Origin of the sequence: Streptomyces sp. NPDC091272, assembly GCF_044757485.1 — a bacterium.
GTDB lineage: Bacteria > Actinomycetota > Actinomycetes > Streptomycetales > Streptomycetaceae > Streptomyces.
The window spans coordinates 458688-473276 of sequence record NZ_JBIVVC010000002.1 but is presented as its reverse complement, the minus strand read 5'-3'; the positions used below and the strand labels follow the sequence as shown (position 1 = coordinate 473276).

The window sequence follows — 14589 nt, the reverse complement described above, 5'->3', positions numbered from 1 at the left end:
AGGTGGATCACGGCCGGGGCACGGGCCGCGTGACGCGGGTGCGGGCGGCGGCCCGAGTGCCGTAGTAGTCCTGAGGGGTACACGTATCCGACCGCCAGCTGTGGAGCCGTCGATGACCGTTCGCCGTGTCGTGCCCAACATCCGCTCGGAAGCCATGGAGGAGAGCCGGGAGTTCTACGGACTGCTGGGTTTCGAGGAGGTGATGAACCACGGCTGGATCATGACCCTCGCATCTCCGTCCGTCCCGGCGGCGCAGGTAAGCGTGATGGCCGAGGACAGGACCGCGCCGGTGGTGCCCGATCTGAGCGTTGAGGTGGACGACGTGGACGCGGCGTACGCGCTGATGCGGGACAACGGCACGGAGATCGTCCACCCGTTGCAGGACGAGGAGTGGGGGGTACGGCGGTTCTTCGTCCGGGACCCGAACGGCCGGGTGGTCAACGTGCTGGGCCACCGCTGAGCGCACTCGGGACGCGCGGGGGCAAGGAGGGCCCGGGAGGGGGTCGGGCGATGTGCGGGTCCGCCCGCCCCCTCGCGTGCCGCTACGGCCGCGTCATGCTCAACACGTCAAGGGCCGCGTCCAGTTGGGCCTCCGTGAGGTCGCCCCGTGCCACGTACCCGCCCTCGATCACGGCCTCGCGGACCGTCATCCGCTCGGCCACCGACCTCTTGGCGACCTTCGCCGCCTCCTCGTAGCCGATGTACTTGTTCAGCGGGGTGACGACGGACGGGGAGGACTCCGCGTACTCCCGTGCCCGTTCCCGGTTGGCCGTGATGCCGTCGACGGTCCGGTCGGCGAGCAGGCGGGTGGAGTTGGCGAGCAGGCGCACGGATTCGAGGACGTTCTTGGCGATGACGGGGAGCATCACGTTCAGCTCGAAGTTGCCGGCCGCGCCGGCGACGGCGACCGTCGCGTCGTTGCCGGTGACTTGGGCGGCGACCATCAGGACCGCCTCCGGAACCACCGGGTTGACCTTGCCCGGCATGATCGACGAGCCCGGCTGGAGGTCCGGCAGGTTGATTTCGGCCAGACCGGTGCGCGGACCGCTGGCCATCCAGCGCAGATCGTTGGCGATCTTGGTGAGTGAGACGGCGATCGTACGGAGCTGTCCCGAGGTCTCGACCAGGCCGTCCCTGGCGCCCTGCGCCTCGAAGTGGTCGCGGGCCTCGGTGAGCGGCAGGCCGGTGGCGCGGGCAACCTCCGCGATCACCGCGGCCGAGAAGCCGGGCGGGGTGTTGATGCCGGTGCCCACCGCCGTGCCGCCGAGGGGGAGTTCGGCGAGCCGGGGCAGGGAGGCGCGCAGCCGCTCCACCCCGTACCTGACCTGCGCCGCGTAGCCGCCGAACTCCTGGCCGAGGGTTACCGGGGTGGCGTCCATGAGGTGGGTGCGGCCCGACTTGACCACGTCCGCGAACTCGGCCGACTTGCGCTCCAGGGCGGCCGCCAGATGCTCCAGGGACGGAATCAGGTCGGCGCTCACGGCGGCCGTCGCCGCGATGTGGATCGAGGAGGGGAACACGTCGTTGGACGACTGGGAGGCGTTCACGTGGTCGTTCGGGTGGACGGACGCGCCGTCCCCGCCGAGCCGCTCCGTCGCCAGGGTCGCCACCACCTCGTTCATGTTCATGTTGGACGACGTGCCCGAGCCGGTCTGGAAGACGTCCACCGGGAAGTGCTCGTCCCAGTCGCCGCGGGCGACCTCGTCCGCCGCGTCGGCGATCGCGGAGGCGACGTCCTGGTCCAGTACGCCGAGCTCCGCGTTGACCTTCGCAGCAGCCGCCTTGATGCGGGCCAGCGCCTCGATGTGGGCGCGCTCCAGCCGCTGCCCCGAGATCGGGAAGTTCTCCACCGCCCGCTGGGTCTGGGCCCGCCACTTGGCGTGGGCGGGGACCCGCACCTCGCCCATGGAGTCGTGCTCGATCCGGTATTCGTCCGTCGTCATCGTTGCCATACCTCCTGCAAAAGTTGAGCGGTTGTCTTGTTCTGGGTATTCCCAAGTGCGCTACCGGCCAGTAAATACCTCGGGTAACAACCAGCCGGGGAGGCGCAATGCTGTACTCCTGCCGGGGCAAGCCCCCACACCCCCACAGCACCGGGCACAGATTCCGCAGCACCCTCGCCGTGGCCGCCGCGCTCGCGGCGGCCGTCGGCACCATGACGGCGACGGCCGCGACCACCGCCACCGCGGCGGAGGCCGGTGTGACCAAGGCTGCCGCAGCCAGCCCCCTCCCGCCCGAGCTGGAGGCGATCAGGGCGGCCGAGGCCACCAAGCTGTACGGTTCGCCGGCCGAGCGGCCGATGGCGGAGCGCAAGACCGGGCTGATCTCGCTCGGTGACAGCGAGATCTCCGGCGAGGGCACCGGGACGTACGAGGCGCCGACCAACGGGCCCACCAACTGGTGCCACCGTTCGCCCGACGCCGCGATCCACCGGACCTCGATCGCCGCCGACGTGACGTACAACGTCTCCTGCTCGGGCGGTTACACCGGAAACATCAGGATCGGCGGCAGCAAGCAGTACGCCGACGAGCTGGTGCAGAGCGACAGCCTCGCGATCAAGGCCCGCAACACGAGGATCAAGATGGTGGTGCTCGTCGCGGGCGCCAACGACGACCTCCAGTTCGGCCCCGTCATGACGGACTGCGTGACCCGCTACCTGACCCTCCAGGGGCCGTGCGAGTCCAAGTACGCGGGCGGCTGGCAGGCGCGCGTCGACGCTCTCGTGCCGAAGGTCGAGCAGACGGTCCGCGACCTGCGGACCACCATGACCGGGGCCGGGTACGCGGACTCCGACTACAAGCTCGTCGTGATGGGCTACCCGAGCCCGATCGGCCCCGACTTCAAGGACAACCCGAACTTCCCCGGCAAGCTCGTCTGCGGCGGTCTCGGCTACGACTCCGACACCGCCTGGGGCCGCAACGTCGCCGTCCCCGCCTTCGAGCGCGGGATGCGCAGGGCTGCCGCCTCGACCGGCGCCACCTACCTCGACAACTCGCGCCTCTTCCAGGGCCACGAGGTCTGCTCGGAGGACACCTGGGCACGCGGCCTGTTCATCGACCTCTCCAAGCCGGGCACCCCGGACGAGAACTCCGTACGCCAGTCCTTCCACCCGAACGTCCGCGGTCACGCCGCCTTCGCCTCCTGCCTCAGCCAGATCTACAACTCCTCCTCCCGTGAGGCAAGTTGCGCCGACCCGGCGTCCACGGGCAGCCCGGTGCTGGTGCCCGGCGCGTGGGACGACAAGTTCAAGCCGCTGAAGAACGCCGCCACCGGCAGCTGTCTGGACGCCCCGGGGTCCGTCACCCGCAACGGCACCGCCGTCGGCGGCTGGGACTGCCATGGCGGGCGCAACCAGGGCTGGTGGTACGACACGGCCCAGCAGTCGCTGCGTACGGAACTGAGCCACGACCGGTGCCTGGACGTACCCGGCGCCAAGTACGAGGCGGGCGCCCCGCTGGTCCTGTGGAACTGCTCCGGCGCCGCCAACCAGAAGTTCGTGCAGCAGGGAGCCACCCTCCGCCCGGCCGCCGCCACCGGACTGTGCGTCACCCTCTCGGCCGCCAAGGACCCGCTGAAGCTCCGGGCCTGCGACAACTCGCCGAGCCAACAGTTCGCGTAAGCCTTACGTTCGGAGCATGATCACAGCACTCTCCGTAACCGTCGCCGCACTCGCCGCGACGCTTGCCCCGGCGCTGCCGGCTCCCGTGTCCTCCCCGGCCCCCGTCGGGGAGGACGCCGAGTCGGTGCGCGCGTACTGGACCGCCGAGCGGATGCGGGAGGCGGTCGCCGCCACCGGGGCGCGGGACCGGACCCTGGGTGACGAGCCGCCCGCCGGCGTCCCCTGGGTCGGGGACGCCGCGGACGTCGCACACGTCGGGCGCCTGTTCATGGTGCTGCCCGCCGGGCAGAAGGCCACCTGCACGGCCGCCGTCGTCACCTCCGCCAACCGCGATGTCGTCGCCACCGCCGGCCACTGCGTGCACCTGGCTGCGGTGGGCGGCGCGATGAAGTCACTCCTCTTCGTCCCCGGCTACGACAACGGCAAGGCCCCTTACGGGAGTTACCCCTCCCGTGCCGTCGGCGTCGCCGCCGCCTGGACCCGGGACGAGGACCACGCCGCCGACTTCGCCTTCGTCACCCTCGCCACGGACGACCGGGGCCGGCACGTCCAGGACGTGACCGGCTCCCGCCGCGCCGTCTTCACCGCGCGGCCGGCCGGCCGGCGCCTCGCGCTCGGCTACCCGTTCCTGCCGCCGTACGACGGCAAGGCGCTCCAGTACTGCGCGGGCAACGCCACCCCGGTCAAGGACGACCGGCTGGCCGGCGGCTCCCAGCTCAGGCCGTGCCGGATGACCAACGGGGCGAGCGGCGGACCCTGGTACGACCGACGGGCCGGCCGCAAGGACGTCCAGGTCGGCGTGACCAGCGCCAGGCCCGGCGGCCCCGGGTCCAAGGACGTGGCGTGGGGCGCGATGTTCAACAGCACCGCCAAGGCCCTCTTCCAGGCCCAGCAGCTGAGGTAGCGACGGGGCGCCTCACCCCGCTCACCCCGCTCACCCCGCGAACACCAGCACCGTGAACCCGAAGAACAGCCCCACGAGCACCGGCCAGTACAACAGCGTGGCCAGCATGTTGTCCCGCCACTCGATGACCCGCCGGTCGGTGTCGGTGCCGAGCATGATGGCGTTCGCGAAGATGCCCGTGATGACGATGTACTGGGAGATCGCCAGATACTCCAGATACGTCAGCGACGTGTCCCCGGCGATCTCCCGGATCTGCTGCTGGTCCACCACCACGACCAGCAGCAGGGTCACCGCGAAGGAGATCGCCGTCCACGCCGAGAAGCCGAACCGCGGGTTCTTGCCGTCGTCCTTGGTGAAGACGAACAGGGCCAGGAACATCACCGCCGAGATGAAGAACGACTGGATCAGCCGCCCCGTCATCGGCCCGGCCCACTCCCGCTCCATCCCGACGTTGAAGTACAGCTCGGGCGCCGACTTGAAGGGCTTGTCCCAGTCGGTCAGCCCCTGCGTCATCGTGTAGTCGTGCATCCCGAAGCTCCAGCCCGTGTAGTACGGGCTCCAGCCGGAGGTCACCGTGTCCTGGTCGAGCCCGATCCGGCCGTACCTCCAGGGCGGGTACGCGGCGAAGTCGGGCACCAGGACGTCGTTGGTGAAGGTGGCCTTCGACCACATCCGCAGCCAGACGTTCTGCTTGTCCAGCGGGTAGTGCTTGTAGTTGAAGTTCTGGCGCAGCGTCACCTTGAAGTGCCAGCCCTTGAGGCGGCGGCCGTCGGTGCTCCTGGTGTCGTACGCCTCCTGCACCTCGTCGTAGCCGTCGGTCGCCTCCGGGAAGACGACGCCCATGCTCTGCGCGGGGACGTCGGCCCCGTACCGCTGCCAGACGTAACCGCTCACCTCCACCTCCTCGGGGGAGGTGAACTTCGAGCTCTGCACGAAGATGCCGGTCGGGATCTGCCGCAGCTTCACCCCGGGCAGCGTCCTGGCCAGGAAGGCCGTGCTGTCGCGCTCGGAGAGCAGCGGGGCGCCGACGATGGTGTCGGTGACCTGGTCGTGCGAGACGACGTACCAGGTCACACCGATGCCCGCGGCGAAGATCAGCGTGGCGGCGCCGGCCATCAGCGCACACCGGTGCACCGTCAGCAGATACGGCTTGCACAGTACGGCGGCGCCGAAGAGCCCCACCGCGCAGCACGAGATCAGCAGCGACGCCCAGCCGGCCCGCTCGGTGTGCCCGGGGCTCGGGCTCTCGCGGCCGAAGTAGAGGTACGCGCAGACGCAGGCGGCGACGAGGGACAGGAAGAACAGGCCCCACGTGACCCGCGCGGCGGTCCGCGCCCAGCGGGGGACGGGCACGGGGCCGGGCGGGTGGTCGGGGTCCGGTTCCGTGGCTCGGTCGGGTGCAGGTGCAGGTGCAGGTGCAGGTGCGGGGCCGGGGGCGGGGTCCGGCCGGTGGTCGGGGCCCGGTTCCGAGGCTCGGCCGGGGTCCGCTTCCGTGGCTCGGGCGGGGTCGGGTGCGGGGCCGGGGTCCGCTTCCGTGGCTCGGGCGGGGTCCGGTTCCGGTGCCGGGGGTGGTTCGGGTGCGGGGGGACCTGGATCCATGGGCCCACCCTCGGACACACGTCACCCTCCGCGCGGACGCATCGCGGAGGGTGACCCGAATGCCGTACGGGGCGGTCGGGCGGGGCCGGGGGAGACCGGCCCCGCCCCGGGGCCTACGGGACAGGGTCGGGTAGACCCGCCCGCGCCCCGGGGCGCGGCCCCGCCCAGGGGCCCCGGGGGCCTACGCCAGACCCGGCCCCCGGACCGGGATGCTGGTGACGAGCGGCGGGGCCGCCGGGGCCGTGAAGAAGTCGTTGCCCTTGTCGTCGACCACGACGAACGCGGGGAAGTCCTCCACCTCGATCTTCCAGACCGCCTCCATGCCGAGCTCCTCGTACTCGACGACCTCGACCTTCTTGATGCAGTCCTGGGCCAGCCGGGCCGCCGGGCCGCCGATCGAGCCGAGGTAGAAGCCGCCGTGCGTGCCGCACGCGTCCGTGACCTGCTTGGAGCGGTTGCCCTTCGCCAGCATCACCTTCGAGCCGCCCGCCGCCTGGAACTGCTCCACGTAGGAGTCCATGCGTCCGGCGGTGGTCGGGCCGAAGGAGCCCGACGCGTAGCCCTCGGGGGTCTTGGCCGGGCCCGCGTAGTACACCGGGTGGTCCTTCAGGTACTGCGGCATCTCCTCGCCCGCGTCGAGCCGCTCCTTGATCTTCGCGTGCGCGATGTCACGGGCGACGACCAGCGGCCCGGTGAGCGAGAGCCGGGTCTTGACCGGGTACTTGGTCAGTTCGGCGAGGATCTCGTCCATGGGCCGGTTGAGGTCGATCCGGACGACGTCCTCCTCCGTGTCCAGGTGCTCGTCCGTGGTGTCCGGCAGGAACCGCGCCGGGTCCTTCTCCAGCTCCTCCAGGAACACGCCGTCGGCCGTGATCTTCGCCGTCGCCTGGCGGTCCGCGGAGCAGGACACCGCAATGGCGACCGGCAGCGAGGCGCCGTGCCGCGGCAGCCGCACCACCCGCACGTCGTGGCAGAAGTACTTGCCGCCGAACTGCGCCCCGATGCCGATCTTCTGGGTCAGCTCGAAGACCTTCTGCTCCAGCTCCTGGTCCCGGAAGCCGTGCCCGGTCGGCGAACCCTCGGACGGCAGCTCGTCCAGGTAGTGCGCGGAGGCGTACTTGGCGGTCTTCAGGGCGAACTCGGCGCTGGTGCCGCCGACCACGATCGCCAGGTGGTACGGCGGGCAGGCCGCCGTACCCAGCGAGCGGATCTTCTCCTCCAGGAACTTCATCATGGAGGCCTCGTTGAGCACCGCCTTCGTCTCCTGGAACAGGAACGACTTGTTGGCGGAGCCGCCGCCCTTCGCCATGAACAGGAACTTGTACGCACCGCCGTCGGTCGCGTAGAGCTCGATCTGCGCGGGGAGGTTCGACCCGGTGTTCTTCTCCTCCCACATGTTCAGCGGGGCCATCTGCGAGTACCGCAGGTTGAGCTTGGTGTACGCGTCGAAGATGCCGTGCGACAGGGCTTCCTCGTCGCCGCCCGAGGTCAGCACGTTCTGCCCGCGCTTGCCCATCACGATCGCCGTGCCGGTGTCCTGGCACATCGGCAGCACGCCCGCCGCTGCGATGTTCGCGTTCTTCAGCAGGTCGAGGGCGACGAACTTGTCGTTCCCGGAGGCCTCCGGGTCGTCGATGATGCGCCGCAGCTGCGCCAGGTGGGCGGGGCGCAGGTAGTGCGAGATGTCGTGCATGGCCTCGGCCGCCAGCGTGCGCAGCGCCTCGGGCTCGACCTTGAGGAACGTACGCCCGTCGGCCTCGAAGGTGGAGACACCCTCGGAGGTCACCAGCCGGTACGGCGTGGTGTCCTCTCCCAGCGGCAGCAGATCGGAGTACGCAAACTCTGGCATTTCGGCCGTTCCTCACTAGGCGGGCAGACAGTGTCGTCGTACCCCCATTGGCACGGCGCGCCCACCAGCGTATGACGGCCCCCGGCCCCCGCGGCAGTGAGGTAGGGCTCACCTGTCACGGGGGCGTGGGCCTCACCTGTCACGGGGGCGTGGGCCTCACCTGTCGTGGGGCCGAAGGGCTCACTGTCGCGCGGGATCGGGTGGGTGGCGCACTCCGCCCCCTGTCGCGATCTATCGCGTTTCGGTACGGTGAGCGGGTGGACCTCGAAAAGAAGCACCGGCCGACCCTTCAGAAGCCGCCCGCACCGACGGCGCAGCAGACCTCGTTGCGCGCCTCCGACGCGGACCGTGACCGGATCGCGGACATCCTGCGCGAGGCCATGGCCGAGGGCCGCCTCGACGCCGAGGAGCACGGCGAGCGCATCGAAGCCGTCTACCGCGCCAAGACCCAGGCCGAGCTGGCGCCCCTGGTGAGCGACCTGCCCACGCCGGGCGGCGGGCTCCGGGACCCCGGCCCCGCCCCGTCGGCGTCGTACACCCCGTACGACACGTACGAGGGCGGCGGGAGCGGCCAGGAGGCGGACAGCCTCGTCGCCGTCTTCAGCAGCGCCACCCGCAGGGGCCGCTGGCGGGTCGGCGCGCGCACCAATGCCTTCTCGCTCTTCGGGAGCATTGAGATCGACCTGACCGAGGCGCTGTTCGCACAGCGGCTCACCACCATCAACGCCACCTCCGTCTTCGGCAGCGTCGAGATCCGGGTGCCGGAGAACATCACCTTGCGCGGCAGCGGCAACGGGATCTTCGGCAGCTTCGAGGTCCGCACCCTGGAGGCCGAGGACCCCCAGGCGCCGGTGGTGGTCGTCAACGGCCTCGCGGTGTTCGGCAGCATCGAGGCCAAGCCCAGGCGCGGCAAGCTGATCGCCGACCTGCACGACCGGCTGCGCAAGCACCTCGGCCACTGACCCGCCGGCGGTTGAATCTCACCCGAACGAGGGCGGAATCGAAGCTTCTGACGACTCAACACGCCCTACGCGTACTGGACATGGTTCGAAACCCTGTGCATAGGCGTCGGCACAGCGGGTAGGGACTGCGCATCGTCGCTCGCTCGCGAAGCCGTCGTCAGGAGTAGACCGTGCTGCAACCGCCGCATCAGTCCTTGCAGGTCGCCCCCGTGCCCGCGCAGCGTGCGCCGGCGCCGGTCCGTGATCAGCGGGACCAGGCCGGCCCATGGCACACGGAGGCGGTGTGCCGCCGCGACGAAGCCGGGCTGTTCTTCGCCCCGTCGAAGGAGCCGACCGCCTCCAGGCTCTCGCGCGAGGAGGCCGCGAAGCGGGTCTGCGCCCGTTGTCCCGTGATGATCGCGTGCCGCGAGCACGCCCTGCTGCAGCCCGAGCCGTACGGCGTCTGGGGCGGCCTCACCGCCGCCGAGCGCCGGGTGGTGCTCGCCAGGCGGCGCAGGCGCGAGATGGAGCTGAAGGCGGCGCCCGGCGCGGAGGACCACCGCATAGCGGGCTGAGAGCACGTCACACGCGTACGACCGAGGGGGCGGCCACCGTGAAAAGGTGGCCCGCCCCCTCGGCCGCGCCCGCGGCTTCCTGCCTGCGCACCTGTCCTGCTCCGCGCGCTGCCCTGCTTCGCCCTGCTCGCTGTACTTCGCCGAACCCGCTCTACTTGGCGCGGTCGAAGTCGATCGCGCTGTAGGCGCGCAGCTTGGAGAGGCGGTGGGTGGAGTCGATCTGGCGGATCGTGCCCGACTTGGAGCGCATCACCAGGGACTGCGTCGTAGCGGTCGCCGAGCGGTAACGGACGCCGCGGAGCAGCTCGCCGTCGGTGATGCCGGTGGCGACGAAGAACACGTTCTCGCCGCTGACCAGGTCGTTGGTGTGCAGTACGCGGTCCAGGTCGTGGCCCGCGTCCACGGCGCGCTGACGCTCGGCGTCGTCCTTGGGCCACAGCTTGCCCTGGATGGTGCCGCCGAGGCACTTGATCGCGCAGGCGCTGATGATGCCCTCGGGGGTGCCGCCGATGCCCATCAGCAGGTCGACGCCGGTGCCCTCGCGCACGGCCATCACCGAGCCGGCGACGTCGCCGTCCGAGATGAACCTGATGCGTGCGCCGGTCTCCCGGATCTCCTTCACTATCCCCTCGTGGCGGGGACGGTCGAGGATCATCACCGTGACGTCCTCGGGAGTGGAGTTCTTCGCCTTGGCGACCCGGCGGATGTTGACCGAGACGGGGGCGTTGATGTCGACGAAGTCGGCGGCCTCGGGACCGGTCACCAGCTTGTCCATGTAGAAGACGGCCGACGGGTCGAACATCGTCCCGCGGTCGGCGGCGGCGAGCACCGCGATCGCGTTGGGCATCCCCTTGGCGTTGAGGGTGGTGCCGTCGATCGGGTCGACGGCGATGTCGACCTCGGCGCCGGTGCCGTCACCGATCCGCTCGCCGTTGTAGAGCATCGGGGCTTCGTCCTTCTCGCCCTCGCCGATGACGACGACGCCGTTCATCGACACGGTGGAGACGAGGGTGCGCATGGCGTTGACCGCCGCGCCGTCGGCGCCGTTCTTGTCACCGCGGCCCACCCAGCGGCCGGCGGCCATGGCGGCGGCCTCAGTGACGCGTACCAGCTCAAGGGCCAGGTTGCGGTCAGGGGCCTCGGCGGGGACTTCGAGCGGCGACGGGAGCTGGTGCTCGGTCATCGGGTGCGCACCTTTCTGTACGGCTACGGCGGCGACGGCCGGGGGATGAGGTACCGGGGAAACCCGGAAACCAGGAAGAGGACGGTCCTGCGACTCTATCCGTACATCGACAAAATGAGCAGAGGGGGTGCACGTATGAGCGGCATATCGGTTACGTCCCTGCCCGGTGCCGCCTCCGGGACCGTGCCCCGCGACCGATCGCGACGCCTGCATGGGGGACCATGGAGGACGTGGCAGCAGCGAAGCGTGGCAATCAGAAGATCCGGGACATGGTGCTCTCGATGGCGGTCATCGGTGGCGTGGTCGCGGTGATCTACACGGTGATCCCGCACGACGAGAAGGCCGACCCGCTCAAGACGGTCGACTACCGGGTCGAGCTCAGCACGGCGCAGCGGTCCGCGCCCTATCCGGTGCTCGCTCCGCAGGGCCTGCCCAAGGAGTGGCGGGCGACCTCGGTGACGTACCGGGGCGACGAGGGCAAGGCCTGGCACCTCGGCTTCCTCGACCCCAACCGGGAGTACGTCGCGGTGGAGCAGTCCACGGCCGCCCCGGACAAGTACGTCCCGAAGGTCACGCTCGCCGCGAAGAACACCGGCAGGACCCAGCGGATCGGTGACGCGGCGTGGCAGGTGTGGAAGGGCGAGAAGTACGACGCCCTGGTCCGCACCGACAAGGGCGCCACGACGGTGGTCCTCGGCACGGCCCCCGACGACCGCCTCACGGAGATGGCGAACTCCTTGAAGGCGAAGGCGCCGCAGGGGTCGTAGGGCGCCGGACGCGACGGTCCGGACACGACGGAGGGGCCGCCGCACCTGTTCGGTGCGGCGGCCCCTCCTCGTGGCTCACTCACGTGCGCGCACTGTGTGCTCAGACGGTGGTGATGACCTCGTCGTAGGCCAGTCGCGGGGAGCGCGGGAACCAGGCGTCCTCGCCCGGCTTGCCGATGTTGACGACCATCAGCGGGGTGTGGTCGTCGTCCAGGAACTCCTTCTGGACGGCGGGGAAGTCGAAGCCCGTCATCGGACCTGCGGCCAGACCGGCGGCACGGATGCCGACCAGGAAGTAGCCGGCCTGCAGGGTGCCGTTCATCAGGGCGGCCTGCTCGCGGACCGGACGCTCGGAGAAGAAGGCGTCCTTGGCCTGCGGGAAGTGCGGGAACAGCGCCGGGAGCTCCTCGTGGAACTCGTTGTCGGCGGACAGGATGGCGACCAGCGGGGCGGCGGCGGTCTTCGGCCGGTTGCCCTCGGCCATCAGGCCGACGAGGCGCTCACGGGCCTCGGGGGAGCGGACCAGGGTGACGCGCAGCGGCGACTGGTTGAACGCGGTCGGGCCGTACTTGACCAGGTCGTAGATCGCCTGGACCTGCTCCTCGGTCACCGGCTCGTCGGTGAACGTGTTGGCGGTGCGGGCCTCACGGAAGAGGAGGTCCTGGGCGGCGGGGTCAAGAACGAGGGACATGCGTCGTGCCTTCCATACGTACGGAGGATCAAGCGATGCGGACACCGTAGAACGGCTTTAGGTTAAATTTCAACTAACCACGGATGATCGTGTCGCGGGTCACAGCCGGACCGCGTCTGCCCGGTCGGAGGGGGGACCCAGCACCCGAGCGACGTAGGACGCCAGCCGGGACCGGATCTCCTCCCGGGTCAGGTGCCGCCGGTCGACGAGGTGCTCGACGAGGTCGGCGCGGACGGCGGCGAGCAGTGCGTGGGCGGTGAAGTCGCTGTCGGTGAAGCCGGGGATCCGGTCCAGCGCGGACCGGAGCGTGCCGTGCCACCACTCGTAATGATCGGCCCGGTACGGGCTGTCGCCGCCCGTCCCCTCCAAGGCCAGGGCGAGGTGGTGGTGGTCGAGCTTGAAGCAGAGGAGCGCGTCAAGGAGGGCGGGTACGCGCTCCTGGGGCGGGGTGTCGGGGCCGAGCGGGGCGGGCCCCTCCTCGGCGGCGCGGCCGATCGGCGCCAGACGCATCGCGAACAGCGAGTGGATCAGCCCGGTGCGGTCGCCGAACCCGCGAAAGAGGGTCGCCTTGCCGACGCCGGCCGCGGCCGCGATGTCGGCCATGGTGACCGCCTCCGGACTCTCGCACCGGGCGAACAGGGCATCCGCGGCGGCGAGTACGGCCTCCCGGTTGCGCGCTGCGTCCACGCGCGGCTTGCGGTCGGGCATCCGAGATCTCCTTGCTTGCAAAGCGGACCACGGGTCCGTATCGTCGAACGAAGCGGACCCATGGTCCGTATCGTACGGGACGGAGCAACTTTCAATGAACACGAACAGGGCACGGGTGGACGCGGGCGCGGCGGGGGACGAATCGAGCGCGGCACAGGCGGGCGTGGCGGGGGATGAATCGAGCGCGGCACAAGCGGGCGCCGGTGCCGCGCGGGTGGGCGGCGGTGCGGGGCGTGCGGACGTGGGCGCGGGTCGAGCGGACGGTGGTGCGGCGCGGGTGGACGGCGGTGCGGGGCGTGCGGACGTGGGCGCGGGTCGAGCGGACGGTGGTGCGGCGCGGGTGGGCGGCGGTGCCACGCGAGCGGACACGAGCACGGCACAAGCGGGCGCCGGTGCCGCGCCGGTGGACGCGACCAGCACGCCCGCCGACGTCTACCGCCACGGCCTGCGGCTCCTGCTGGACAAGAACATCGCGGCCTGGGTCGACCTGTGGGACGAGCAGGGGATCTTCGAATTCCCCTTCGCGCCGGACGGCTGGCCGCGTTGGCTGGAGGGCCGGGTGGCCGTCGCCGAGTACATGCGCGGCTACCCCGATCACATCGACCTCCACGACTTCCCGCGCGTGGAGATCATCGAGACGGTGGATCCGGAGGTCATCGTGGTCGAGATGCGCGGCGTGGGGCGTCTGGTCGCCACCGACGCCCCCTTCGACATGTCCTACATCGCGGTCGTCACCGTCAGGGCCGGCCGCATCACCCGCTATCGCGACTACTGGAACCCGCTCGCGGTCCAGGACCCCGCGGTGCACTTCACCGGCACGGGAGACAACTGATGATGTCGCAGCAGGAGTTCACACTGGTCATCGGGGCCACGGGCACGACAGGCAGCCGGGTCGCCGCCCGGCTGGCCGCCGATGGCCGGCCGGTCCTGGCCGCGAGCCGAAGCGCCGTGTCGGAGGTGGGTGCGGGTGCGGGTTTGGGTGTGGGTCCGGCAGCCGGGGCGGTTGCCGTGCGGTTCGACTGGGACGACCCCGCGACCTTCGCGGCCGCTGTCGAGGGCGCGGACCGGGTCTATCTGGTGCCGCCGCCCGGCGCCCCAGACCCGGCGGCCGTCATGCTGCCCTTCCTGCGGCAGGCGCGTACGGCGGGGGTGCGCAGGGCGGTGCTTCTCAGCTCGTCGGCGATCGCCGCCGGAGGCCCTGCCGTGGGCCAGGTGCACCAGGCGCTGCCCGAGCTGTTCCCCGAATGGGCCGTTCTGCGGCCGTCGTGGTTCATGCAGAACTTCACCGGCGGTCATCTGCACGCCAGGACCATCGCGGCGGACGGCGCGATCCGAACCGCGGCCGGGGACGGCCGGGTCGGGTTCGTGGACGCCGAGGACATCGCCGCGGTGGCCGTGCACGCGCTGACGGCGCCGCGGTCGCCCGACACCGACCTGGTCATCACGGGTCCGCAGGCGCTGAGTTACGACGACATCGCCGCCACGCTCACCCAGGTCACCGGCCGGCCGGTCCGCCACCAACACCTTTCCTACGAGCAGTTGCGCGACCGGCTGGCCGCGGAGATGCCCGCCGAGTTCGCGGCGTTGCTCGCCGGCCTGGACCGTGCCGTCGCGGAGGGCGCCGAGGACCGGACCACCGACACCGTCCTCCGCCTCACAGGCCACGCGCCGAACAGCTTCCGAGCGTTCGCGGAACGGGAGGCGGGACAGCGGCCCCGGGCGTGAGCGCCCTTGAGGTTCGGCGCGCTGCCAT

14 protein-coding genes are annotated in these 14589 nt (G+C 70.9%); 8 read left to right on the top strand and 6 right to left on the bottom strand.

Going from position 1 to position 14589, the window contains the following annotated elements:
- The first annotated feature begins 112 nt into the window (after positions 1-112).
- Positions 113-460, top strand: coding sequence for a VOC family protein (locus ACIQM4_RS06900; protein WP_401587067.1), 348 nt, complete (start codon positions 113-115; stop codon positions 458-460).
- 82 nt (positions 461-542) lie between these two features.
- Here ACIQM4_RS06900 and ACIQM4_RS06895 read toward each other — a convergent pair whose 3' ends face one another.
- Positions 543-1943, bottom strand: coding sequence for a class II fumarate hydratase (locus ACIQM4_RS06895; protein ID WP_401587064.1), 1401 nt, complete (start codon positions 1941-1943; stop codon positions 543-545).
- A gap of 107 nt (positions 1944-2050) precedes the next feature.
- Here ACIQM4_RS06895 and ACIQM4_RS06890 point away from each other — a divergent pair, with 107 nt between their 5' ends.
- The gene (locus ACIQM4_RS06890; protein ID WP_401587062.1) at positions 2051-3619 is read left to right on the top strand and encodes a ricin-type beta-trefoil lectin domain protein; all 1569 of its coding nucleotides are present in this window, start codon (positions 2051-2053) and stop codon (positions 3617-3619) included.
- A gap of 16 nt (positions 3620-3635) precedes the next feature.
- The gene (locus ACIQM4_RS06885) at positions 3636-4523 is read left to right on the top strand and encodes a trypsin-like serine peptidase (RefSeq protein WP_401587060.1); all 888 of its coding nucleotides are present in this window, start codon (positions 3636-3638) and stop codon (positions 4521-4523) included.
- Between the two features lie 30 nt (positions 4524-4553).
- On the opposite strand, the gene ACIQM4_RS06880 is transcribed toward ACIQM4_RS06885, so the two are convergent.
- A complete protein-coding gene (locus ACIQM4_RS06880) occupies positions 4554-5876 on the bottom strand; it encodes a hypothetical protein (protein WP_401587057.1) in 1323 nt (440 codons plus the stop codon).
- Between the two features lie 427 nt (positions 5877-6303).
- A complete protein-coding gene (locus tag ACIQM4_RS06875; RefSeq protein ID WP_401587054.1) occupies positions 6304-7971 on the bottom strand; it encodes a fumarate hydratase in 1668 nt (555 codons plus the stop codon).
- A gap of 257 nt (positions 7972-8228) precedes the next feature.
- Between ACIQM4_RS06875 and ACIQM4_RS06870 the strand changes: the two genes are divergently transcribed.
- Together ACIQM4_RS06870 and ACIQM4_RS06865 are read left to right on the top strand one after the other, a co-directional pair.
- Positions 8229-8933: a DUF1707 domain-containing protein gene (locus ACIQM4_RS06870; RefSeq protein ID WP_401587051.1), complete on the top strand. Its 705-nt coding sequence runs from the start codon at positions 8229-8231 to the stop codon at positions 8931-8933.
- 170 nt (positions 8934-9103) lie between these two features.
- Positions 9104-9487 (top strand): WhiB family transcriptional regulator, encoded by a 384-nt coding sequence (locus ACIQM4_RS06865; RefSeq protein WP_401587049.1) that lies wholly within the window; start codon positions 9104-9106, stop codon positions 9485-9487.
- 151 nt (positions 9488-9638) lie between these two features.
- Here ACIQM4_RS06865 and glpX read toward each other — a convergent pair whose 3' ends face one another.
- The gene (gene glpX, locus ACIQM4_RS06860; protein ID WP_401587046.1) at positions 9639-10670 is read right to left on the bottom strand and encodes a class II fructose-bisphosphatase; all 1032 of its coding nucleotides are present in this window, start codon (positions 10668-10670) and stop codon (positions 9639-9641) included.
- Positions 10671-10891: 221 nt separating this feature from the next.
- Here glpX and ACIQM4_RS06855 point away from each other — a divergent pair, with 221 nt between their 5' ends.
- Positions 10892-11437: a DUF4245 domain-containing protein gene (locus ACIQM4_RS06855; protein WP_401587044.1), complete on the top strand. Its 546-nt coding sequence runs from the start codon at positions 10892-10894 to the stop codon at positions 11435-11437.
- Positions 11438-11537: 100 nt separating this feature from the next.
- On the opposite strand, the gene ACIQM4_RS06850 is transcribed toward ACIQM4_RS06855, so the two are convergent.
- Complete coding sequence (locus ACIQM4_RS06850; protein ID WP_401587041.1) at positions 11538-12128, bottom strand: malonic semialdehyde reductase; 591 nt, start codon at positions 12126-12128, stop codon at positions 11538-11540.
- Between the two features lie 99 nt (positions 12129-12227).
- A complete protein-coding gene (locus ACIQM4_RS06845; RefSeq protein ID WP_401587039.1) occupies positions 12228-12836 on the bottom strand; it encodes a TetR/AcrR family transcriptional regulator in 609 nt (202 codons plus the stop codon).
- Between the two features lie 403 nt (positions 12837-13239).
- Here ACIQM4_RS06845 and ACIQM4_RS06840 point away from each other — a divergent pair, with 403 nt between their 5' ends.
- Together ACIQM4_RS06840 and ACIQM4_RS06835 are read left to right on the top strand one after the other, a co-directional pair.
- Positions 13240-13668 carry a nuclear transport factor 2 family protein gene (locus tag ACIQM4_RS06840; protein WP_401588155.1) on the top strand — a complete coding sequence of 143 codons (429 nt, stop codon included), beginning with the start codon at positions 13240-13242 and terminating at the stop codon, positions 13666-13668.
- A 2-nt stretch (positions 13669-13670) separates the two neighbouring features.
- Positions 13671-14561 carry an NmrA family NAD(P)-binding protein gene (locus ACIQM4_RS06835; RefSeq protein WP_401588153.1) on the top strand — a complete coding sequence of 297 codons (891 nt, stop codon included), beginning with the start codon at positions 13671-13673 and terminating at the stop codon, positions 14559-14561.
- The last annotated feature ends 28 nt before the right edge of the window (positions 14562-14589 follow it).

Excerpts from the sequence above, each read along its gene's own strand:
- ACIQM4_RS06850 (WP_401587041.1), bottom strand. The coding sequence starts at position 12,128 with ATGTCCCTCGTTCTTGACCCCGCCGCCCAGGACCTCCTCTTCCGTGAG.
- ACIQM4_RS06900 (WP_401587067.1), top strand. The coding sequence starts at position 113 with ATGACCGTTCGCCGTGTCGTGCCCAACATCCGCTCGGAAGCCATGGAG.
- ACIQM4_RS06845 (WP_401587039.1), bottom strand. The coding sequence starts at position 12,836 with ATGCCCGACCGCAAGCCGCGCGTGGACGCAGCGCGCAACCGGGAGGCC.
- ACIQM4_RS06875 (WP_401587054.1), bottom strand. The coding sequence starts at position 7,971 with ATGCCAGAGTTTGCGTACTCCGATCTGCTGCCGCTGGGAGAGGACACC.
- ACIQM4_RS06890 (WP_401587062.1), top strand. The coding sequence starts at position 2,051 with ATGCTGTACTCCTGCCGGGGCAAGCCCCCACACCCCCACAGCACCGGG.
- ACIQM4_RS06835 (WP_401588153.1), top strand. The coding sequence starts at position 13,671 with ATGTCGCAGCAGGAGTTCACACTGGTCATCGGGGCCACGGGCACGACA.
- ACIQM4_RS06855 (WP_401587044.1), top strand. The coding sequence starts at position 10,892 with ATGGAGGACGTGGCAGCAGCGAAGCGTGGCAATCAGAAGATCCGGGAC.
- glpX (WP_401587046.1), bottom strand. The coding sequence starts at position 10,670 with ATGACCGAGCACCAGCTCCCGTCGCCGCTCGAAGTCCCCGCCGAGGCC.
- ACIQM4_RS06885 (WP_401587060.1), top strand. The coding sequence starts at position 3,636 with ATGATCACAGCACTCTCCGTAACCGTCGCCGCACTCGCCGCGACGCTT.
- ACIQM4_RS06895 (WP_401587064.1), bottom strand. The coding sequence starts at position 1,943 with ATGACGACGGACGAATACCGGATCGAGCACGACTCCATGGGCGAGGTG.